Here is a 21854-nt window from a genome sequence, read left to right on the forward strand (position 1 = left end):
TCGATCCTGCTCTAACGGGGTGCCATTCAATCTCTGAATGGCTGAGAGGCCGCACTCCGGCTAACCCGCTGAACCTGATCCGGTTTGTACCGGCGGAGGGATTAGATGCTGACCGATTTTGATAACGGCGCACAATCTTTTCGAACAAAAGAAAGGAATGCCGTTATGCGGCTTTTATCTCTTCTAACCCTGTCATTGACTGCGGCTTTTGCCTTTTCAGCGCAGGCGAAAGAAAAGCTCACAATCTACACCTATGACAGTTTTGTTTCCGAATGGGGCCCCGGTCCCAAAGTGAAGGAAAACTTTGAGAAAGAATGCGATTGCGAGCTGGAATGGGTCGCATCGGCGGATGGTGTTGCCCTTCTTAATCGCCTCAAGCTTGAAGGCGGCAATACCAAAGCCGACATCGTGCTTGGCCTCGACACGAACCTCACGACGGAAGCGCGTGCCACCGGCTATTTCGCGCCAAGCAATGTTGATCTTGCCAATGTCAAAGTCCCTGGCGACTTTAAGGACGATATTTTCGTACCTTATGACTACGGTTATTTTGCCGTCGTCTATGATTCAGAAAAACTGCCAAATCCACCGCAAAGCCTGAAAGAACTGGTAGAGGGCGATCCGTCGCAAAAGATCGTCATTCAGGATCCACGCACATCGACACCGGGCCTTGGCATTCTGCTCTGGATCAAATCGGTCTATGGTGATCAGGCGGATGAAGCATGGGAAAAGCTGCAAAAGCGCATTCTTACTGTCACGCCGGGTTGGTCCGAAGCCTATGGCCTATTCACCAAAGGCGAAGCGCCGATGGTGCTTTCCTACACAACCTCGCCTGCCTATCACATGATTGCCGAGAATACGGAGCGTTATAAGGCACTGGCCTTTCCCGAAGGTAACTACCTTCAGATCGAGCTTGCGGCCCAGACGACAACCGGCGCAAAGAACCCACTGGCGCAAAAGTTTCTGGCTTTCTTGACTGGACCCGGCTTTCAGGATGTAATCCCTGAAACCAACTGGATGTATCCAGCAGGAAAAACCTCCGCACCGCTTGCCCCGGCTTTCGACAAACTGCCAAAGCCTGAAAAAACACTGCTGATCCCGGCTGACGACGTTGCGAAAAACCGCAAGGCCTGGGTCGATGAATGGCTGGCTGCATCCAGCAAATGATAACATCGCCGACCAACAACCTTGCCAGAAATACGCCTGCGATGAAGCAACTCGCAGGCATGTTGGCGCTTGGCTTTTTAGCGGTTCTGGTCGGCGGCTCTTTGATAGCATTGGCGTTTGAAGCCAGCGGCTTTAATACCGACGTTTATTTCGACGCCTATCTGCTGCGCGTTGCGCGGTTTACCGTCCTGCAAGCGGCAGCATCAGCGCTTTTGTCGGTGCTGTTTGCCATTCCTGTGGCACGCGCACTTTATTCGGAAACGAGCTTTCCGGGACGCGGCTTGATTCTGCGCCTTTTTGCGTTGCCGCTTGCACTGCCAGCGCTCGTGACCGTGCTTGGTATCACCAGCATTTATGGCCGCAACGGATTTATCGCGCAGCTTTCACAATCAACTGGCTATCCGGTCTCACCCGACATCTATGGCCTCACCGGCATTTTGATCGCGCATGTGTTTTTCAACATGCCATTGGCAGTGCGGCTCATTCTAGCAGCTTATGAATCGATCCCAGCGGACTACTGGAAGCTTTCCGCACAGCTTGGCATGGCAAACGGAGCGCGCTTCCGCCTGATTGAGTGGCCTGTCATCCGCCGCAATCTACCGGGCATAATCGGCCTCATCTTCATGCTCTGTGTGACCAGCTTCACCACTGTTCTGACGCTCGGTGGTGGACCACGTGCAACAACGCTGGAAGTCGCGATTTACCAGAGCCTGCATTTCGATTTCGATCCGGCACGGGCTGTTGCGCTTACACTGGCACAACTCGCGCTTACGCTTGCTATACTGCTCGCTTTGCGGCTGACCGGACGTCCATCCGAAGAAGGTTTTACGCTTACAAACACTGCTAAGCGTTATGGAAAACCTTCTGCGCCTGAGCGCATCTTCAATATCGCAGCCATCGCCCTAGGCTTTCTCTATGTGGCCTTACCGGTTGCCGGTGTTGTCATCTCCGGTCTTGCTGCCGATCTTATTCGATTGTTAAGCGAACGAACCGTCTGGCGTGCCATCAGCACCAGCATCGCGCTTGGCTTTTCCGCAGCCTTTCTTTCGGTGATACTCTCACTTTCCCTTGTCATTGCCCGAGAGGCAACAAGAAGTGCACGGCTCTCAAGTCTGTTTGATACTGGTTCGAGCCTCATTCTGGTAATGCCGCCCATTGTGCTTGGCGCAGGCTGGTTCATTCTGCTGAGAAACTTCACCGATCCGTTTACTATGGCGCCTTTCATGGTGGTGACGGTCAATGCAGCCATGGCTATGCCTTTTGCTGTTCGCCTATTGCGCCCGGCATGGGATACTTCAGCAGCACGCCATAACAGGCTCTGTGCACAGCTTGGCATCACCGGCTTCAACCGCTTACGTCTGATAGATTGGCCATCCATCCGCAAACCTTTCGGCATGGCCTTTGCCTTCGCCATGGCATTATCGCTTGGAGACCTCGGCACTATCGCACTTTTTGGCAGCGATGCGCTTCTAACGCTCCCCTATCTGCTGTTTCAGCGCCTGGGCAGCTATCGCACCTTCGACGCGGCAGGCCTTGCACTTATCCTCGGAATCTTATGTCTTTGCCTGATGATGCTTGCAGACCGCGCAGCATCGCGAAAGGAAACGCCACTTTCATGACTGTTCAAGCCGACATCAGGCTTCGCAATGTGCATTTCAGCTATGGCGAAACCACCATGCATTTCGACGCCACCATACCGGGCGGCGTGATTGCGGCTATCGTCGGCCCAAGCGGTTCGGGAAAATCCACCCTGCTCAATCTGATCGCCGGTTTTGAAGCCCCGCAATCCGGGACAATCACTATCGGCGATGCAGATGTTACCGGCCTGCAGCCTGCAGCCCGTCCGGTCTCAATGGTGTTTCAAGAAAACAATCTCTTCGCTCACTTGACAGTTGAGCAGAATGTTGGCCTCGGACGTTCGCCCAATCTGAAATTTACTCAACATGATCGCGCCGCAGTCACCACGGCATTACAGCGCGTGGGCTTGAAGGGCAAAGAACAGCGCAAACCGGAAGCGCTTTCCGGTGGCGAACGCCAGCGTGTGGCGATTGCACGAGCGCTCGTGCGCGAACGCCCGGTCCTGCTACTCGATGAAGCTTTTGCCTCACTGGGCCCTGCCCTGCGGCATCAGATGCTCGATCTGGTACGAGAACTGCATCGGGAAAATGCCATGACCGTACTCATGGTTACGCACACGCCAGAAGACGCGCTTTATCTCAATGCTTTACTGCTATTTTTAGAAAATGGTCACATTACCGCACAGGGACCGGCAAGTGATTTGCTCTCACCATCTGGACCAGACGCTTTGAAGCGCTATATCGGCGATCAGACTTTCCAGCTCAAATAGAGTTACCGTCGCGGACATATTTTGTTCGCATTCGCCTTGAACAACAGCTTTGATGACCGAACTACTTCTTGTAGGTGCTTCAGTCAGTAGCTAGATTTGTGCCAGAGTGATCGGTACTGATTCAATTGCGAGGGTAAAATACTGTTCCGTCATACGACCCGTCTTCGGGCCTCCCTGTGTCTTCCCCTTTCCCTGCCAGAATGGGCACAGCACAATTGGCGGAAATCGGCCATCGGTTTTGGCTTGCTTTCTGTTGCCATGATGTCGGGCTGCCAGTCGATCAATTCCAGTAAGGATCTGGGCCTTCAGCCGTCTTCAAATCCGGTGACCGTTGAAAACGTTTCCCGCAATGATCGCCTGGCGCAAATTGGCGCACAGCAGCATCCACGCATTCTTGCCACCTATGGCGGCGAATATAAGGATGCGAAGCTCGAGCGCATGGTCGCCAAGATCGTGGGTAATCTCACAACCGTTTCTGACAAGCCGGATCAAACTTATCGCATCACCATTCTCGATAGCCCGAATATTAATGCTTTCGCATTGCCGGGCGGTTTTCTGTACGTAACGCGTGGTCTGCTGGCACTTGCCAACGACTCGTCAGAAGTTGCAGCTGTCATCGCACACGAAATGGGCCATGTGGTTGCCAATCACGGTATTCTGCGTCAGGAAAAAGAAGCCGAGACGGCAATCGCCGGACGCGTTGCGACTGAAGTGTTGCACAATGAGAGCGCAAGCCGTGAAGCAGACATTCGCGGCAAGCTGCGTCTTGCGCAGTTCTCCCGCAATCAGGAACTTCAAGCCGATGCTATCGGCATCAAGATGATCGGTGAAGCGGGTTACGACCCGTTTGCGTCTGCACGTTTCCTGCAATCGATGGAAGCCTATACGGATTTCCGTTCAGTCTCAGGTGCCACCGATGCAAGCCTCGACTTCCTTGCAAGCCACCCTGCAACGCCGCAGCGCATTCAGTTGGCACTCGGTCATGCGCGCCGTATCGGTGCACCGGGTGTCGGCACAACGGATCGCGATTCTTTCCTCAATGGTATTGATGGGCTGCTGTATGGCGACTCACCGAGCGAGGGCTATGTTCGCGAACAGACCTTCATTCATCCAAAACTTGGGGTGACCTTTACAGCTCCCGCCGGTTTCACCATCGACAATTCAGCGACAGCCGTCATGGCAAGCGGTCCGGGCGAAGTGGCCATCCGCTTTGACGGCGCATCGCTACCATCAGGCTCAAACCTTACCGATTACATCAAATCGGGTTGGGTGACAGGCCTGGACGAAAGCTCGATCCGTCCGATCACCATTAACGGCCTGCCCGCTGCAACAGCACGCGCAAGTGCCGACCGCTGGCAATTCGACATTGTGGTGATAGCCGCTAACAACAAGGTTTATCGCTTCCTCACTGCAGCGCCAAAAGCCAGCAATGCTTTGATGCCTGCATCGCAAACCGTGACGCAGTCGTTCCGTCTGCTTTCACCCGCTGAACAGGAAGCTATCAAGCCATTGCGTATTCGCGTGGTCGCTGTGAAGCCGGGCGACACGATGGCAAGCCTTTCGGCACGCATGCAGGGCACGACGCGCAAACTGGAGCTGTTCCGTCTTCTCAATGCTATGCCAGCCGGTGCGACGGTATCAGTCGGCGACCGCGTGAAGCTCATCAGCGAGTAGGTCTTAATGGAAGTGATCGTCGAATCATTGCTCGCTGGAAAGATTGCCCCCTTGGGAGAGCGGAAAGCACCAAGCGGCATTGATAAAAAGCCCGTTTATGGCCCCGTCCGCCTTCTGCGCGATGGGCTGGAATGCGATAAGCAAGGCGACAGAAAAGTGCATGGCGGGCCTGAAAAAGCTGTCCATCACTATCCACGCGATCATTATGCGGATTGGCTCAACGATGTCGGCGAAAATCAGCAGCTCGACAATGCAGGTGCCTTTGGCGAGAATATTTCTACCACCGGCCTGACTGAACATAATGTTGCGGTCGGTGATCGCTTTCGCATAGGCACGGCAGTTATTGAAATTTCTCAGGGCAGACAGCCCTGCTGGAAGCTGAATGCTCGTTTCAATGTCGCAGATATGGCTGTCCGTGTTCAAAAGACAGGTCGCACCGGCTGGTATTATCGTGTTTTGGAAGAAGGCGTCGTTGCGCAAAACGATGCAATGACACTGATCGAGCGCCTATCGCCAGAATGGACGTTACACCGTCTCTGGCATCTGCTTTATGTCGATACGCTCAATTATGACGAGCTGGCACAGATGGCCGGAATCGCCCACCTCGCCGACGGCTGGAAGCGCTATGCCCTCCGCCGCCTTGAAAACCGCAAAGTCGAAGACTGGTCAGCCCGGTTAAAAGGCAGTCAGGAATAAATATCAGGCCTGATAAGCTGCCATTTCGTGCTGATTAAGCAGTGCGATCTTAAGTTTTTCCATCGCGCGGCTTTCGATCTGCCTGACGCGCTCTTTTGAAATGCCAAGCTTTTCACCGAGCGCTTCCAACGTCACACCATCATCATCAAGACGACGCTCGCGAATGATATGCAGCTCGCGTTCATTGAGCGCATGAAGCGCTGTGTGAAGCCAGCCAACACGACGTTCCGTATCGATAGTGCCTTCCACGACCTCATCCTGCAAAGGATGATCATCGACAAGAAAATCCATGCGGCTTGACGTGCCTGATTCATCATTGTTCATCGAGGCTGAAAGCGAACTGTCAGAGCCAGAAAGCCTGCTATCCATCACTTCAACATCGCTCGCCGACACGCCAAGTTGCGTTGAAATCTGGCGATAGATTTCTGCCTTCGTCAGCGTTTCATCTTCTTGCGCAAGCTTCGAGCGCAGGCGACGAAGATTGAAGAACAGCGACTTTTGTGCCGAACTGGTGCCACCGCGAACGATCGACCAGTTGCGCAAAATGTAATCCTGCATCGAAGCGCGGATCCACCATGAGGCATAAGTCGAGAAACGAACTTCACGCTCAGGATCAAAGCGTGCTGCTGCTTCAAGCAGACCTACATAGCCTTCCTGAATAAGATCACTCATCGGCAGCTTAAACTTGCGGAAACGTCCCGCCATCGAAATGACCAACCGCATATGTGATGCGGTCATACGATGCAGCGCGTCCTGATCTTTATTTTCTTTCCAGGCTATGGCCAGCGAACGCTCTTCTTCACGCTCAAGATAAGGCGCTGACATCGCATTGCGGATCATCGATTGGGGGGAGGAAGATGGTGCAGGCACCATGTTGCGCGACGCCTTCGGCAACCGCAACGAGGGAACTGAGGCTGAAACTTGGGTCGGAACTGGGGAGGAACTGCTAATCGACAACATGCTCATCTGGTTCTCCTGTTCTTAGTGCAAAGCCTTCAAAAGAACTCTGAAGGGCAAGACAAAAGATAAATCAGCTCTGCGAAGAACAATTGAATGAACAACTCGTATTCGTTCAAAAACCCTATGACAGACCTGCTTTGAGGCCAGATTGGTACGCCGCAAAACAAACCCGTTTACGAACTGGTTTGATTACAACGCAAACGAAGCTCTGCGGTTCCATTAGGAACGCGATAAATCTTCAGATATCAAAGAAAATAGAGTTCAGGATCAGTTGGGCAAGGCCAAACTCTGTTGCGCGGCAAATAAAAAGCCCGGCAGAACCGGGCTTTTTAAAGAAAAATACAGCGATTTATTATGCTGCTTCGACTTCGTCACCTTCAGCATCGCCTTCGGCTTCAATATCAGCCTTGGTGCGCTTCGGGCTCTTAGCAAGATTTGCTTCGATAAGACGAACAGCTTCTGTATCTGAAAGCTTGTTCACTGCAGCAATTTCGCGAGCCATACGGTCAAGCGCTGCTTCATAAAGCTGACGCTCAGAGTAGGACTGCTCTGGTTGGTTTTCAGCGCGATGCAGATCACGAACAACTTCAGAAATCATGATGAGGTCGCCGGAATTGATCTTCGCATCATATTCCTGTGCGCGGCGCGACCACATGGTGCGCTTGACGCGTGCACGGCCCTGTACGACCTTCAATGCGCGTTCAACATAATCGGTTTCCGACAGCTTGCGCATACCGATGCTGACAGCCTTAGCGACTGGCACCTTGAGGCGCATCTTGTCTTTTTCAAAGTCGATAACAAAAAGCTCAAGCTTGTGGCCGGCAACTTCCTGCTCTTCGATGGCTACGATCTGACCAACGCCGTGAGCTGGATAAACAATGGATTCACCGGTCTTGAAACCCTGACGAGCCGGCGCCTTCTTCTGCTGGGATGTCATACGCTCTAATACTCCCTGTTGTGCCCGGCACAACTCGCCGGTTAACACATGATTTCGACCGCACGCCTTGGGAGACGTACGGAAGTCGTTGCGGTTTTGAGCTGGAAGCGCATCTCAGGCACAAATTTATTCACCGGGAGAGTTTGGTGAGGAACGGTTGCTGCAATCGCAATAATCCATCCCGGTGCCATACAGCCCAGTAAAAAAGATTAGCCCTTTCAGAGATTAACGCATTTGCGCCACGTGTTGACGTCCAGTCACCGAAATTATTTACGCAAGGTAACACAATTTCGCGCAAGAATCAACAAATTGCCAAATATGTCGCATTCCACGATTCAGAACGCATTTTTGAGGCAACTATTTTTATCAAAATTAACCGAAAAAAGCTCTAGCGAGCGATCAATCGCCGGGGCCAGCCTCAGCCGAGAAGAACTGCTCAAGCTTGCCGGTCACGCCATCCATTTCTTTCGCTTCAGGAAGCTCATCTTTTTTGGCGGTCAGGTTTGGCCACTTCGCTGCATATTCAGCGTTCAACTCGAGCCACTTGTCGAGGCCCGGCTCAGTATCAGGGCTAATGGCTTCAGCAGGGCATTCAGGCTCACAGACACCGCAATCGATGCACTCGTCTGGATTGATGACGAGCATATTCTCGCCTTCATAGAAACAGTCGACAGGACAAACCTCGACGCAGTCCGTATATTTGCAACGAATGCAATTATCGGTCACGACATAAGTCATTGTCCAACTCCTGTTGCCACTCTTCCATTTGAAGAGACGGCTTATCTCTAGTGAACTGGCAGTTAAACACGCAGATCGAACATCTGAATGTTTTCGCTCCGGTCACGTCATATGTGTCACGCATATGGTGCTACGGCGTGTGGCTTGCTTGCCAGCTCATGCCTATGCAATCGCCAACGGTGAGGTAACGACTTTATCTCGCCATGACAAGGGTCCAAACGACGCAATATCACTATGTCACGAACATCTGAAATGACATTTCTTTTGCGCATTAAAATTCAGAAAATGCTTTTATTTTAGACGCTTAACACGCAATTTCATTCGTTAAAGCACATCAAACTGCGTCATTGCGTCCGCATCAGTGACCGCGCAAACGATCCGTTTCGCGGCGTTCTTTCTTCGTCGGTCGTCCCGCACCACTTTCACGCTGTGGCTGAACGGCCTCAATAGCTTTCGATTGTTGCGTTGGTTTGGGCGTCATATCTTCATAAAGAAGCTGCGCCTCGGGCGCTGGGCCGCGCCGTTCTCCGGGGGCCAAAACCTTGTAGACCAGAATATGTCGTTCAAGCGTGATGGTGAGAACATCGCCAATCTTCACTTGATAGGCAGCCTGATCGATCTTTCCGCTATTAACCCGGACCTTACCGCCAGCGGCGAGTTTCGCCGCCAGCGATCTTGATTTAACCACGCGAGCAAAGAACAGCCACTTATCGATGCGCTGTCGTGCAATCGCTTCGGTCACCATTTTACTTCTTCATCTGCTCCTTAAGAGCAAGAAGCTTGGCAAATGGCGAATCGGGGTCAATACGAACCGGACGTTCCTGCTCGACGCGCTTGTTTGCCTGTGGGCTCACATTGTCACGCTTTGGCTGGCGATGATCGCGATTGCCATCACGAGGCTTGCCTTTAAAGCCTTCACGCTTGTTCTGGCCACGATCCTGACCTTCGCCATCATTACGACGGTTCTTGTCAAAACGCTTTGCACCGCCGCGATTATCACGTGCGCCCTGCGCATCACCACCTTCAGCACCAGCATCTGACTTGCGCGCATCACCCTGCTGTGGGCGATTGTTGCGCTGACGATTCTGGTTCTGATCCTGATTGCGATTGCGGCCTTCGAAGCGGCCCTGACGCCAGAGAAGAACAGGCTTAGGTTCTTCAGCAGGAGCCTCGACTGATTCTGATACTGGCTTTGCCTTTGCAACAGCCTCAACATGCGCTGGAACAGGTTCTGCGGCAGGAACAGCGGGCTTTACTTCGCTAACCGGCGCAGAGGCTGGAACAGCTGCTTTGAAGACCGTTTCTTCTTCAACAACCTCAGCTTGAGCAGCAGTTGCGGCAGCAGCCGCAAATGCATCAAGCTCGGCAAGCTTAGCGGTGACAGCAGCTGCGTCCATCGCTTCCTGACGATAACCGAGGCTTTTCAGAATTTCTTCCATGTCCTCAGCAGTCGCGCCCAGAATAGACATCATCGCAGGCGTCACAATAAAGCGACCGCCATCAAATGCGCCTTCCGCACGCGTACCCGCGCCTGGACGCCAGGCAAGTGCCGGACGGATAAGATCAGCCAAACGCTCCAGAATGTCGATACGAACAGCACGACGGCCCAGCACGCGATAACCTGCAAGACGGTAGAACTGCTGATCAAAAGCCGGGTCAACGACAACCGATGTACGGCCAGCGGCCAGCACATTGACGACGTCGCCGTAGCCCGCGCGTTCTTTGCCTTCGTTCTTCAATGCCCAAAGCAGTGTGATCAGGCCAGCAGGAGCAGGCTTGAGCAGCATTGGCATGAAAACATGATAGGCACCGAAGCGCACGCCAAGACGACGAAGCGCTGCGCGCGAGTCCTGATCAAGACCACGTACTTCTTCGCTCACATCGCGACGCTGAAGAACACCAAGACCTTCTACGATCTGGAAAGCCAGACCGCGTGTCATGCCGGTCAGCGCATCAGCAGCACTGAGATCCGTCAGAGGCTTTAAAACGGTCTCAATGTGATGAGCGACAAAACGTTCAATGCGTGCAGCAACTTTATCGCGCGCTGGGCCAGTCAGCTGCTCATCAGCTAAAATGACCGCGCGCGGCTTCAACACATCATCGCCCGCAACAAGCGTAGCGACCGTCGCACCAACCCAGCGCAGAACACCGTCTGAACCGAGCGCAAAATCACCGTTGGGAGCAGCGGCAAAACGCTCCGCACGACGGTCAAATTCGGCGGCTAGCGCCTTTTGTGCAGCCGTCTTTACTGCCTTCGCATCCGGTCCATCGGACTGAACGTCAGCGGTAAAACGGAATCCTTCCAGTTGCCCGACATTATGGCCTTCGACGTTTACGTCTCCGGTCGAGCTGATTTCTGCTTCTAGCATAGCATTCTCTCTCAGGCGCCTCATAAGCACGCTTGTCCTGCGGTCTACAAAGCGTTTCGTCAACCTTTCATGCAGCGCGTCGGACAATCTGTCCTCAATTTCGCGCGTCTTTTCCTGCCAGTGTGTCGGATCGGCAAGCCATCCTGGCCTGTGCGACACAAAAGTCCAGGTACGGATTTGCGCGACGCGATGAGACAGAGTGTCGATTTCCCCCTCTGTACTATCGGCGCGGCGCACCTGTTCGCTCATATAATCTTCATCAACGCTCCCTCGGCGGACCAGATCCTGATAAATGGTTGCTATGATATCGGCATGTTGAGCCGGCGCGATCTTACGATAATCGGGGAGCGCACAGGTATCCCACAAAAGTTCAATCCGCGCAGGCGTCGTTGCAAGCCGCACAATGTCTTCGTCTTTCGACAAATTTTCAAGAGCCTGCTGATCAACAGCAGGCAAAGCTTTGGTCAAACCGACAACAGGTGTTGGTGTGTCCAAAGAATAGAGCAAGGCATTCAGCGAAGAAAAGTCGAAACGACCCGTCCGCCATTGCAGAACTTTAACTGGGTCAAAGTCATGCGCTTCAACCCGCTCAACCATTTCATCGTCCAGCGGACGAACCTGACCCGTCACGCCAAACGTACCATCACGCAAATGACGACCGGCGCGACCAGCGATCTGCCCTAACTCAGCTGGTGTCAGATCACGGAACTGATAACCATCAAACTTGCGGTTTTGCGCAAAGGCGACATGATCGACATCCAGATTAAGGCCCATGCCAATGGCATCGGTCGCAACGAGAAAGTCAACATCGCCCGACTGATAAAGCTCGACCTGTGCATTGCGTGTGCGTGGGCTCAGCGCGCCCATAACCACCGCAGCACCACCGCGCTGACGGCGGATTAACTCGGCAATCGCATAAACTTCATCGGCAGAAAAAGCGACAACCGCAGAACGGTTGGGCAAACGGATAATCTTCTTGGAACCTGCGTAGGTGAGATGTGACAGGCGCGGACGCGTCACCACCGTAATGCCACGCAACAGCTTTTCCAAAATGCCGCGCATCGTGCCAGCGCCGAGCAACAACGTTTCCTGCCGCCCACGCAGATGCAAAATACGATCCGTGAAAATATGCCCGCGTTCAAGATCGCCAGCGAGCTGCACTTCATCGATAGCCACAAAGGGCATATCCGTGCGGCGCGGCATGGCCTCAACAGTGCAAACAGAATAGCGCGAATTGGGCGGAGCGATTTTTTCTTCGCCGGTGATCAGCGAAACATTAGCCGCGCCCACTCTCTCAACGACACGATTGTAGACTTCGCGCGCAAGCAAACGCAGCGGAAGACCAATCATGCCACTGCCATGTGACAACATACGCTCAATCGCGAGATGCGTCTTGCCGGTATTCGTCGGCCCAAGCACCGCAGTCACACCGCGGCCGCTCAAGGTCAGCGGCAGATCATGGGCAGGGAGTTGGTTCATGCCAATTGTAGAATTCCCGGAACAAATGCCATACGTAAAGCTATGCGATAGCACTATATGACTTGAGCCGAAAGCGCTCCTGTTAAGTTTAGACCTATGTTCTTAAAGCAATTCCGGCGCGGTCAAAGCCGCGACTGTTCTAGCCGGAACTCTTGATGCATGCACCCTCAAAAAAACAAAACGGCTTATCCATGGCACTGCGCCTCAATACACATGATTCACTCTGGGTTTTGGATGCCCGGATATCTTAACAAATACGCCGTTTAACAAATGGAACGACTCTGGAACGAATCGGCGACGAATCGCTGACTCTGCGCTCTTCGCCTTTTGTTCACGGCAACATATAGACATTGACGCCTATCCTGCCACTATATGATGAATCGTAATTGTTAATGCACGGGAGTTTTCGAGTATAAAACTGCGCGATTGTTAACCTTTGCATTCATCGACACAATTCGCAGAGCGCAATAAAATCACCCGTTTCTAAATTATCATTTTTTTCCGAGCCTTAGTTCAATTCAGGCCGATTAAAAACGTATTTTCATTAACCTTCAGTTCAAAGCCAGAACGAATCGGCGACGAATCGCTGATTGATCGATTTTCTGCCTTTGTTCTCACAATATGTAGTGGCTCCGTGATTGGAATCCCCATAGGGCAGCACATATTTGCTGCCCTAATGTCGTTTCAAAGCGTATCAGCGTTAACCTTTAAGCTGTTTATGGCCGCTCGACACACATCGCGACACCCATGCCACCACCGATGCAAAGCGTAGCAAGACCACGCTTTGCGCCACGACGTTCCATCTCATAGAGAAGGGTCGTCAGCACGCGTGCGCCCGATGCGCCTATCGGATGGCCGATAGCAATCGCTCCGCCATTCACATTGACGATCTCTGGGTTAATCCCAAGATCGCGAACCACAGCACAGGATTGCGCGGCGAAAGCTTCGTTGGCTTCGACCAGATCAAGATCAGCAACTGTCCAGCCAGCCTTTTCGAGTGCTTTGCGCGTAGCAGGAATTGGCCCTGTTCCCATGATCGATGGATCGACACCTGCGGTTGCCCAGGAAACAATCCGTGCAAGCGGCTCAACACCACGCTTTGCAGCCTCATCGGCATCCATCAGGACCAGCGCGGCAGCACCATCATTAATGCCGGATGCGTTCCCAGCCGTCACAGTGCCTTCTTTATCAAAAGCAGGCTTGAGTTTTGAAAGCGCCTCAATAGTCGTTCCCGCACGAATATATTCGTCCGCAGAAACAACCGTTTCACCCTTGCGGCTTTTGACTACAAACGGCACGATTTCATCATCGAAACGGCCAGCCTTCTGCGCTGCCTCCGCCTTGTTTTGCGAAGCAAGCGCAAAGCTGTCCTGATCCTCCCGACTCAGATGCCATTGCTTTGCGATGTTTTCGGCAGTGATACCCATGTGGTATCCGTGAAAGGCATCGGTCAGGCCGTCCTTGATCATCGTATCGATCATCTTGAAGTCGCCCATCTTCACGCCACTGCGCAGATGCGCGCAATGCGGCGCCATCGACATCGATTCCTGACCACCTGCAACAATGATTTTCGCATCACCCGAAAGGATCTGCTGCATACCAAGCGCCACGGCACGTAGGCCCGAACCACAAAGCTGGTTGATCGAAAAGGCAGTCGTCTCGATGGGACAACCAGCGACCATAGCGGACTGACGGGCAGGATTCTGCCCCTCACCCGCAGTGAGCACCTGTCCGAGAATGACCTCATCAACATCAGCAGCGTCCACACCTGCACGTTCAAGTGCTGCCTTAATCGCAGCCGCTCCAAGTTCATGCGCGGGTACATTGGCGAAAGCGCCATTAAACGCCCCCACAGCGGTACGCGCTGCACTGGCGATGACGATTGCTTTCTGGGTATGTGATGCAGTCATTCTTTCCTCCTTGAAAATCACCGACAGAGAAAGACCAAAACGCATTGCTTTGCAAGTTTCGTGCATTGCAACGATGCGAAGTATTTTTGCTCAAATCAATAATCTGTTTCGTCATGGAGCGCGCACTTAAAGCCACACGCCTCGCGCAACACGCGTTAAGTTGGGATGACGGAAACTAAGGAGATCACTATGTCCGCGCTCACCCTAGGAAAAGCCAATGCCATCATCACAGCCGCTTTTGCAAAAGCCACGGAACTGAAGCTAAAGCCGTTGGCCGTATCAGTCTTTGATGCCGGTGGTCACCTGAAGGCTTTTCAAAAACAGGACGGCGCATCGATTTTACGTTTTGAAATCGCATCCGGCAAAGCCTTCGGCGCTCTCGCTGTCGGCGCTGGATCACGCTGGCTTAACAACCAGGCAAAAGATAGGCCACATTTCCTTGAAGGCTTGTCCAACGTTTCCGGGGGGAGAATCGTTCCAGTGCCGGGCGGCGTTCTCATCAAGGATTCCAACAACGAAATCATCGGTGCGGTTGGTATTTCCGGCGACACCTCAGACAATGATGAGCTAGCCGCTGTTTCCGGAGTTGAAGCCAGCAATTTTGTCGCTGACGCGGGCTAGCGTGATAAACGCCACGTATCATTCAAGATATGTGGCGTTTGCATTCCCACTAAGGGTAACCCTATCGCAAGTTTTTATCAGCGAAACTCGTAATTGCTGCGGGTGTAAGGCTATCAGAACTCCCCACCTGACAAGGTGTATCTGATATAATTTTAGATACACCTTCATTAACATCCGTACTTTTAAATACATCTAATAAGAAAATTGATGAATTTAATGACAGATCTCCATTATGTATCAGTATATTAAAAAGACCATTCATAACTAAACCCATTTTTTTAAAATTATCTAAAATAACAATTATAAATAGTATCAAAAATCATGTTTTAATTATGATTTTTTACCTTATGGTAAAAATATAAATTCAGACAGCTGCAACGGATTAATAAAAAACGCCGCTTCCGGAAACCGGAAGCGGCGTTTTTGAAAACCATCTTTCAGCTGCGAAGCAGCTTAAGACTATTCCTTAGCTTCGAGGACCTGACGGCCACGATACATACCGCTCTTAAGGTCGATATGATGTGGACGACGAAGTTCGCCCGAGTTCTTGTCCTCGACGTAAGTCGGGGCCTTGAGTGCATCTGCCGAGCGGCGCATGCCGCGCTTCGACGGAGACGTTTTGCGTTTAGGTACTGCCATGGATTCAGCTCCACTGATCGATCAATAAACGTCCGGCACGGCCCCGAGGAGCCTGTCACATCGGACAAAATTCCGGAAAGTCACGTGCCTATACACGCTCTCGCAGCATTTGACCAGCGGAGTCTTATCTTTTTTACACGCTAACCACTTATCGCACGCAAGTCACATAAGGACCAGCGCGTGAAGCACGTCCGGCAACAATACGTGAAATGCGCTGCATGTTGCGCGTAGGTTTGGCAGGATTGCGAAGCGCAGGGTTGGGAAGCGTTACAGCAAGCAAGGCCGATTGCTGCGCATTCAGCCGAGATGCGGGGCGTTTAAAATAGTGCTGCGCCGCCGCCTCAATGCCATAGATGCCCGGACCCCACTCAGCAATATTGAGATAAATCTCCATAATACGTCGCTTTGACAATACGGCATCGGCGGCCAGCGCCAATGGAAACTCCAGCCCCTTGCGCACATAAGACCGGCCATTCCAGAGGAAAAGATTCTTCACCGTCTGCATAGTGATCGTAGAAGCACCTCGACTGGGTGCACCATCACTGTCGAGCACGAGACTAAGTTGATGCCAGTCCACGCCGCCATGGCTGCAAAACTGTCCATCCTCAGCCATCATCACCGAGTTGACCAGAACCGGCGCAACATCGTCGATACTCACCCACTGCCGATCAACACCTTGGAACAGGACATAATCCTTGACCATCAACGTGGAGATTGGACGCACAAAAGGAACTGAATAGAGCAGGATCAGAAAAAGCGGAACAATGGCAAGACCGATCAAAATCTTGAGCATAAGGGCAATTCTGCCACCCCAAACGGGATCAGCCAAGTAATTGCGACCATCTTTGCTCCTGAGAATGATTTTTGCCACATCCACCGCCCGTTATTCCTTATCAAGCGACATAAACTATTCCTTAACAATAATGAACCTGATTCCATAAAGCTTCTGACAAGAAACAACCTGTTTGATGACTGCTGGATGAAAAAGCCTGTGCTGATCGTTGTGCCCAGTTGACCAAATCTGCACTTTGGTCCATCCCCTAACATATGGAAAACGTGTCTGTAGATTTTGCTCAATCCCTGCATCTGCGCGCTCTCGAAGTCGAGACAATGCTGGTCGGGCTTCTGGATCTTCGGTTGCGCACCGGCGAAGTGGCGCGCCCCGAACGATTGCTCGCCGCGATGCGCCATGGTGTGCTGAATGGCGGAAAGCGCCTGCGCCCCTTCCTCGTTGTCGAGAGTGCCGCCATGTTCGGCCAGCACGGCGATTCTGTATTACGCGTGGCGGCGGCGCTAGAATGCATTCACTGCTATTCGCTTGTGCATGATGATCTGCCTGCCATGGACAATGATGATATGCGGCGCGGTCAGCCGACCGTGCATAAGGCTTTTGATGAAGCCGCAGCAATCCTCGCAGGCGACAGCCTGCTGACCTATGCCTTTGATATTGTCTCCTCAGACGAAACCAACCTACCAGCGAGCATTCGCATTGAGCTGGTCTCGGCGCTCGCGCGTGCATCAGGTATTGGCGGCATGGCAGGCGGTCAGGCCCTTGATCTGATGGCAGAAAGCAACAAGCCGGATGAAGCGGGTATCATTACACTGCAAGCAATGAAGACCGGTGCGCTTATTCGTTTTGCGTGTGAGGCAGGAGCAATCATTGCAGGTGCGTCGCGCGAATATCGCGAGCGCATGGCTGAATTCGGCTCAGCTATCGGCCTTGCTTTCCAGCTTGCCGATGATCTTCTGGACGTGACTGCGGATGCGGCCATAATGGGTAAAGCCACGGGAAAAGACGCAGCGGCAGGCAAAGCCACGCTCGTATCGCTTCATGGCATCGACTGGACCCGCAAGCAGCTCTCAGGCCTTGTCGAACAGGCCGAGGGGCTTCTTGAGCCATTTGGTGAAGATGCAACTATTCTCAAGCAGGCCGCTCGCTTTATCGCAGAACGGCAGAGCTAATTACGGCTGATCAGGAAGCGACTTTCTGATCAAGTCCGAAACGGTTTTCGATATATTCGGCAACCATCTTCTGGAAATCAGCGGCAATCTGAGGTCCACGCAGTGTCGTCACCTTCTTGCCATCGACAAAGACCGGTGCGGACGGCGTTTCGCCTGTGCCCGGAAGCGAAATGCCAATATCGGCATGTTTCGATTCGCCCGGACCATTGACTATGCACCCCATAACCGCCACCGAAAGCGATTCCACGCCGGGATATTTCTCGCGCCAGATCGGCATGCTACGGCGAATATCGTCCTGAATATTCTGCGCCAGTTCCTGAAACACGGTTGAGGTCGTGCGTCCGCAACCAGGACATGCGGCAACAATCGGAATAAACTGGCGAAAGCCCATGGTCTGCAACAATTCCTGCGAAACCTGCACTTCGCGCGTGCGATCACCACCCGGCTCCGGTGTGAGTGAAATGCGAATTGTATCGCCAATGCCCTGCTGAAGCAGAATACCCATTGCAGCAGAAGACGCGACAACGCCCTTGGTGCCCATTCCGGCCTCGGTGAGACCAAGATGCAGTGCATGATCGCAACGATTAGCGAGCATCGTGTAAACAGCGATCAGATCCTGCACCTGACTGACTTTGGCCGACAGGATGATCTTGTCGCGGCTCAAACCAATCTCTTCAGCAAGATTTGCCGAAATCAGTGCCGACTGCACAATGGCTTCACGCATGACTTCCTGCGCGCTCAAAGGCGCACCTTCCGCCTGATTCCGATCCATCAGCGTGGTCAACAATTCCTGATCAAGCGAACCCCAGTTGACGCCAATGCGCACTGGCTTGTCGTAACGGATCGCCATTTCGACGATGTCAGCGAACTGCTTGTCTTTTTTGTCTTTGAAACCGACATTGCCCGGATTGATGCGATATTTCGCAAGCGCTTCAGCGCAGGCCGGATGATCGGCCAAAAGCTTGTGACCGATATAATGAAAATCGCCGACCAGCGGCACATTCATGCCGAGGCGTTCAAGACGCTCGCGGATCTTCGGCACAGCCGCAGCCGATTCGTCCCGATCCACTGTAATACGCACGATCTCGGAACCGGCACGATGCAAAGCTGCAACCTGTGCAACAGTTCCATCAACATCAGCCGTATCGGTATTGGTCATCGACTGGACAACAACAGGTTCGCTGCCGCCAACAATAACTCCGCCAACGCTCACGCCAACGGATCGGCGACGGGGAAAAGGATGCGAAAAATAGCTGACGGTCTCGGAAGACATTGTGCTCTGTTCTTTTGTCCTGCTGCAATTGCCGAAGCAAATTATATTTCGCGTATCGGAAACCGCTCTTCGTACGGGCCTGTTTTCAGGTGGCGTAGCAAGGCGCAATTGTCAACGCCTGCCTGCATCGTTTTCTTGTTATATAATCACTTGCCGACGGCTTGTCGCCTCCTCATTATGCAATGATTCCAGAGGAGGAGATGAAACATGGCAAATGCTAAGGCCCACAAAACCGCTATTGTCACGGGTTCCAATTCCGGCATTGGTCTTGGCATCGCCCATGCGTTGGCCGGTTCCGGGCACAATGTTGTGATCAACTCCTTCACAGACCGCAGCGAAGACCACGATCTGGCACAAGCAATCGCCAAAGAACATGGCGTAAGCGTGATCTATATTGCCGCTGATATGTCAAAGCCCGACGATTGCCGCGCGTTGATTACAAAAAGCGTAGATGCTTTTGGCAGCGCAGACATGATCGTCAATAATGCTGGCATCCAGCACGTAGCGCCCGTCGAAGATTTTCCGACAGATCAATGGGACCGGATTATAGCGATCAACCTGACATCGGCGTTTCACACGTCAGCCGCAGCGATCCCACATATGAAAAAAGCTGGCTGGGGCCGTATCATCAATATCGCGTCAGCGCATGGCCTTGTCGCATCACCGTTCAAGTCGGCCTATGTCGCAGCCAAACACGGCATTGTCGGCTTCACAAAAACACTGGCTCTTGAACTCGCGACCGCAAAGATAACAGCCAACGCCATCTGCCCCGGCTATGTATTGACCCCACTTGTCGAAGCACAGATACCTGATCAGATGAAAGCGCATAATATGGATCGCGAAACGGTGATCCGCGAAGTCATGCTGGATAAGCAACCGACAAAGGAATTTGTGACGACTGCGCAGATCGGTGCGCTTGCGGCCTTCCTTGCAACGGATGCCGCAGCGCAGATCAATGGTGCCGCCCTACCCGTCGAGGGCGGCTGGACCGCTGAATAAACATCGAGCGATAATCGCTCGATGCATTTTTTCCACGCATTATCCTACGCAAAACCGCTACGCACTTTTGACTCAAATACTTTAATGCGAACTATCCGCGTATTTCGCCAATCCTGAGAAAGTCAGTACGACCAGCAGCAGAACGGGCAGAGACAAGAACACGACGCTGAAACCGCTATGCTTGGCGACAAAGCCAATCAGCGAAGGCGCAACCAGCATCCCCGAATAGCCCATCGTCGTGGCAATCGACAGGCCAACACTCGGGTTGATGCCAGGTATATTGCCGCCAATCGAGAAGGCAATCGGCACCATGTTGGAGATGCCAATACCGCAAATGGCGAAGCCAAAGATCACCGCATAAGGGTGGCTTGAAATGCCGACGATAACCATACCGACAATCGCTATCGACGTACAAAAGCGCAACGTGTTGATCGCACCGAAACGGTCGCGCACGACGTCGCCAGCAAAACGCATGATCGCCATGGTCATGGAGAAGGCAGCAAAGCCAAAGCCAGCAACAGTCACGGACGCGCCCAGTTCATCACGCAGATAATAAGCACCCCAATCGAGAATTGCGCCTTCCGGGATCATCGAGAACAGAGCAATAATACCCACCAACCATGGCAGTGCGGTGCGTGGCAAAGTCAGCTTCTGCTTTTCACCACTTGGATGATAATGCTTATCGGCAATAATTGAAGGCCAAGCGAAGGCAAGCACGCCTGCGGCAACGACAGTTGCAATCAGTGCATGAGCGGTTGAGCCGACATGCGCAATCAGAAAGCCGCCAGTCGCGGCACCAATCAGACCGCCAAGGCTCCAGAAAGCGTGGCAGGACGACATTATTGCGCGGCGCATGTGTTTTTCAACGCCAACCGCATTCGCGTTCATTGCTACGTCCATCGCGCCGATCATGCCACCAAAATAGAACATGACAATCACGGCTGTGACGATATTGGGCACCAGCGCAATAACGAGCAAAGCCGGGACAAGACCGATTGCAAACATCTTCACAACCGCACCAGAGCCACGATGTGCCGACAGTGCGCCTGCCACCGGCATCATCGAAAGTGAACCGATACCAAACACAAGGATCATCAGACCCATGCCGCTGGTATCAAGCCCAAGACGACCTGCAAACTCGGGTATCTTCGGTGCCCAGCCACCAAAAATATATCCGTTCATCAGAAAGAGCAGCGCTACCGCAATGCGCTCTCTGGTTACGATTGGCGCCCGATCACTCAGCGCATCATTTCGTCCTGCAGTCTGTTCCATGGCTTCCTCAGTCACGCCCTTCTGCGGCGTGTATAATCGTCATGCCTGATGCCCGATAAGGCGCAAGCACATCTTCCTTTGTATCGTATTCGACAGCCATAACATTGACCGCCTCAATGGGTATGACATCATGCGCAGCAACAGTGCCGAGCTTGTCGCTGGTGATTGCCAGCACAACCTTACGGCTACGGCCCGCAATAACCCGTTTGAATTCCGCATCTTCCAGATGAAGCGCTGTAATACCGGTTTCGGCAGAAAAGCCGCATACTCCGAGCATACAAAGATCAGGCCGCACCAGTTCCGCATCGCGCAAAGCGCGCGTACCAACCGCCGCGCTCACGCGACGATCAATAGGACCGCCAATCATCACAACATCGATCTTATCGGACTGCAGAACGATTGCTGCAATCGACGGCGTGTTGGTGACAATCGTGATTGAATCACCCCTATCCACCAACAGACGCGCAAGCGCCAAATTGGTCGAGGAGGAATCGAGAAACACAGTCATGTTCGGCTCGATCAGACAAGCCAGCGTGGCCGCAAGCGTCGTCTTGGCCTCTGGTCTTTCCGTATCACGTTCAGCAAGCGGTGCATAAGAAGGCGCGGCCTTCAAAGCACCGCCATAGACGCGCTTGCAAAGACCCGCAGCCGCCATCTCACGAAGGTCACGTCGGATCGTATCTTCCGAAACACCAAAGTATTCAGCGAGCTCGGTCGCCAATACGCGGCCAGACTGCTCAAGCAGTTGCTGAATGCGCGCTTGTCTTTCGTCCAGTAATAGCTCTGTCATCGCCCATTCCTGTTATCATGCAAA

19 protein-coding genes and 1 riboswitch are annotated in these 21854 nt (G+C 52.8%); of the genes, 8 read left to right on the forward strand and 11 right to left on the reverse strand.

Going from position 1 to position 21854, the window contains the following annotated elements:
• The first annotated feature begins 5 nt into the window (after positions 1–5).
• Positions 6–118: riboswitch (TPP riboswitch) on the forward strand.
• A 47-nt stretch (positions 119–165) separates the two neighbouring features.
• From thiB to J2782_RS18745, 5 genes are all read left to right on the forward strand, one after another.
• A complete protein-coding gene (gene thiB, locus J2782_RS18725; RefSeq protein ID WP_310015333.1) occupies positions 166–1164 on the forward strand; it encodes a thiamine ABC transporter substrate binding subunit in 999 nt (332 codons plus the stop codon).
• Entirely contained in the window at positions 1140–2783 is a 1644-nt protein-coding gene (gene thiP / locus J2782_RS18730) for a thiamine/thiamine pyrophosphate ABC transporter permease ThiP (protein WP_310015336.1), read from the forward strand. The genes thiB and thiP overlap by 25 nt, the downstream gene beginning before the upstream one ends.
• On the forward strand, positions 2780–3511 hold the full coding sequence (gene thiQ, locus J2782_RS18735) for a thiamine ABC transporter ATP-binding protein (RefSeq protein ID WP_310015338.1): 732 nt from the start codon (positions 2780–2782) through the stop codon (positions 3509–3511). The genes thiP and thiQ overlap by 4 nt, the downstream gene beginning before the upstream one ends.
• Before the next feature lie 192 nt (positions 3512–3703).
• Positions 3704–5185, forward strand: coding sequence for a cell division protease CdlP (gene cdlP / locus J2782_RS18740; protein WP_310015480.1), 1482 nt, complete (start codon positions 3704–3706; stop codon positions 5183–5185).
• A 6-nt stretch (positions 5186–5191) separates the two neighbouring features.
• Positions 5192–5881 carry an MOSC domain-containing protein gene (locus tag J2782_RS18745; RefSeq protein ID WP_310015340.1) on the forward strand — a complete coding sequence of 230 codons (690 nt, stop codon included), beginning with the start codon at positions 5192–5194 and terminating at the stop codon, positions 5879–5881.
• A gap of 3 nt (positions 5882–5884) precedes the next feature.
• Here the strand turns inward: J2782_RS18745 and J2782_RS18750 are convergent, their stop codons facing one another.
• From J2782_RS18750 to J2782_RS18775, 6 genes are all read right to left on the reverse strand, one after another.
• Positions 5885–6847, reverse strand: a complete 963-nt coding sequence (locus J2782_RS18750; RefSeq protein ID WP_404989675.1) for an RNA polymerase factor sigma-32 — start codon at positions 6845–6847, stop codon at positions 5885–5887.
• Between the two features lie 346 nt (positions 6848–7193).
• On the reverse strand, positions 7194–7778 hold the full coding sequence (locus tag J2782_RS18755) for a CarD family transcriptional regulator (protein ID WP_250041175.1): 585 nt from the start codon (positions 7776–7778) through the stop codon (positions 7194–7196).
• 399 nt (positions 7779–8177) lie between these two features.
• Positions 8178–8516: a ferredoxin FdxA gene (fdxA, locus tag J2782_RS18760; protein WP_310015343.1), complete on the reverse strand. Its 339-nt coding sequence runs from the start codon at positions 8514–8516 to the stop codon at positions 8178–8180.
• A gap of 358 nt (positions 8517–8874) precedes the next feature.
• Positions 8875–9261 carry an RNA-binding S4 domain-containing protein gene (locus tag J2782_RS18765; protein ID WP_310015344.1) on the reverse strand — a complete coding sequence of 129 codons (387 nt, stop codon included), beginning with the start codon at positions 9259–9261 and terminating at the stop codon, positions 8875–8877.
• A 1-nt stretch (position 9262) separates the two neighbouring features.
• Entirely contained in the window at positions 9263–12364 is a 3102-nt protein-coding gene (locus J2782_RS18770; RefSeq protein ID WP_310015345.1) for a helicase-related protein, read from the reverse strand.
• A gap of 716 nt (positions 12365–13080) precedes the next feature.
• Positions 13081–14274, reverse strand: coding sequence for an acetyl-CoA C-acetyltransferase (locus J2782_RS18775; protein ID WP_310015347.1), 1194 nt, complete (start codon positions 14272–14274; stop codon positions 13081–13083).
• A 189-nt stretch (positions 14275–14463) separates the two neighbouring features.
• Here J2782_RS18775 and J2782_RS18780 point away from each other — a divergent pair, with 189 nt between their 5' ends.
• Positions 14464–14895 (forward strand): GlcG/HbpS family heme-binding protein, encoded by a 432-nt coding sequence (locus J2782_RS18780; protein ID WP_310015348.1) that lies wholly within the window; start codon positions 14464–14466, stop codon positions 14893–14895.
• A 459-nt stretch (positions 14896–15354) separates the two neighbouring features.
• Here the strand turns inward: J2782_RS18780 and rpmF are convergent, their stop codons facing one another.
• Together rpmF and mtgA are read right to left on the reverse strand one after the other, a co-directional pair.
• Entirely contained in the window at positions 15355–15534 is a 180-nt protein-coding gene (gene rpmF, locus J2782_RS18785; RefSeq protein WP_006467787.1) for a 50S ribosomal protein L32, read from the reverse strand.
• A gap of 148 nt (positions 15535–15682) precedes the next feature.
• A complete protein-coding gene (gene mtgA / locus J2782_RS18790; protein WP_310015349.1) occupies positions 15683–16405 on the reverse strand; it encodes a monofunctional biosynthetic peptidoglycan transglycosylase in 723 nt (240 codons plus the stop codon).
• A 176-nt stretch (positions 16406–16581) separates the two neighbouring features.
• Between mtgA and J2782_RS18795 the strand changes: the two genes are divergently transcribed.
• On the forward strand, positions 16582–17496 hold the full coding sequence (locus tag J2782_RS18795) for a polyprenyl synthetase family protein (RefSeq protein WP_310015351.1): 915 nt from the start codon (positions 16582–16584) through the stop codon (positions 17494–17496).
• A gap of 10 nt (positions 17497–17506) precedes the next feature.
• On the opposite strand, the gene ispG is transcribed toward J2782_RS18795, so the two are convergent.
• Entirely contained in the window at positions 17507–18769 is a 1263-nt protein-coding gene (gene ispG / locus J2782_RS18800) for a flavodoxin-dependent (E)-4-hydroxy-3-methylbut-2-enyl-diphosphate synthase (protein WP_310015352.1), read from the reverse strand.
• A gap of 207 nt (positions 18770–18976) precedes the next feature.
• On the opposite strand from ispG, the gene J2782_RS18805 reads away from it, so the two are divergent.
• Positions 18977–19768, forward strand: a complete 792-nt coding sequence (locus J2782_RS18805) for a 3-hydroxybutyrate dehydrogenase (RefSeq protein ID WP_310015354.1) — start codon at positions 18977–18979, stop codon at positions 19766–19768.
• An 81-nt stretch (positions 19769–19849) separates the two neighbouring features.
• Here J2782_RS18805 and J2782_RS18810 read toward each other — a convergent pair whose 3' ends face one another.
• Positions 19850–21040, reverse strand: a complete 1191-nt coding sequence (locus J2782_RS18810) for an MFS transporter (RefSeq protein WP_310015355.1) — start codon at positions 21038–21040, stop codon at positions 19850–19852.
• 7 nt (positions 21041–21047) lie between these two features.
• Positions 21048–21830, reverse strand: a complete 783-nt coding sequence (locus J2782_RS18815; RefSeq protein ID WP_310015357.1) for a DeoR/GlpR family DNA-binding transcription regulator — start codon at positions 21828–21830, stop codon at positions 21048–21050.
• Between the last annotated feature and the right edge of the window lie 24 nt (positions 21831–21854).

This window comes from Brucella pseudogrignonensis (assembly GCF_031454375.1).
Lineage (GTDB): Bacteria > Pseudomonadota > Alphaproteobacteria > Rhizobiales > Rhizobiaceae > Brucella > Brucella pseudogrignonensis_A.

Coding starts and splice junctions, on each gene's coding strand:
- thiB (WP_310015333.1), top strand. CDS start 166: ATGCGGCTTTTATCTCTTCTAACCCTGTCATTGACTGCGGCTTTTGCC.
- thiP (WP_310015336.1), top strand. CDS start 1,140: ATGGCTGGCTGCATCCAGCAAATGATAACATCGCCGACCAACAACCTT.
- thiQ (WP_310015338.1), top strand. CDS start 2,780: ATGACTGTTCAAGCCGACATCAGGCTTCGCAATGTGCATTTCAGCTAT.
- J2782_RS18745 (WP_310015340.1), top strand. CDS start 5,192: ATGGAAGTGATCGTCGAATCATTGCTCGCTGGAAAGATTGCCCCCTTG.
- J2782_RS18750 (WP_404989675.1), bottom strand. CDS start 6,847: ATGAGCATGTTGTCGATTAGCAGTTCCTCCCCAGTTCCGACCCAAGTT.
- J2782_RS18755 (WP_250041175.1), bottom strand. CDS start 7,778: ATGACATCCCAGCAGAAGAAGGCGCCGGCTCGTCAGGGTTTCAAGACC.
- fdxA (WP_310015343.1), bottom strand. CDS start 8,516: ATGACTTATGTCGTGACCGATAATTGCATTCGTTGCAAATATACGGAC.
- J2782_RS18765 (WP_310015344.1), bottom strand. CDS start 9,261: ATGGTGACCGAAGCGATTGCACGACAGCGCATCGATAAGTGGCTGTTC.
- J2782_RS18770 (WP_310015345.1), bottom strand. CDS start 12,364: ATGAACCAACTCCCTGCCCATGATCTGCCGCTGACCTTGAGCGGCCGC.
- J2782_RS18775 (WP_310015347.1), bottom strand. CDS start 14,274: ATGACTGCATCACATACCCAGAAAGCAATCGTCATCGCCAGTGCAGCG.
- J2782_RS18780 (WP_310015348.1), top strand. CDS start 14,464: ATGTCCGCGCTCACCCTAGGAAAAGCCAATGCCATCATCACAGCCGCT.
- rpmF (WP_006467787.1), bottom strand. CDS start 15,534: ATGGCAGTACCTAAACGCAAAACGTCTCCGTCGAAGCGCGGCATGCGC.
- J2782_RS18795 (WP_310015351.1), top strand. CDS start 16,582: ATGGAAAACGTGTCTGTAGATTTTGCTCAATCCCTGCATCTGCGCGCT.
- ispG (WP_310015352.1), bottom strand. CDS start 18,769: ATGTCTTCCGAGACCGTCAGCTATTTTTCGCATCCTTTTCCCCGTCGC.
- J2782_RS18805 (WP_310015354.1), top strand. CDS start 18,977: ATGGCAAATGCTAAGGCCCACAAAACCGCTATTGTCACGGGTTCCAAT.
- J2782_RS18810 (WP_310015355.1), bottom strand. CDS start 21,040: ATGGAACAGACTGCAGGACGAAATGATGCGCTGAGTGATCGGGCGCCA.
- J2782_RS18815 (WP_310015357.1), bottom strand. CDS start 21,830: ATGACAGAGCTATTACTGGACGAAAGACAAGCGCGCATTCAGCAACTG.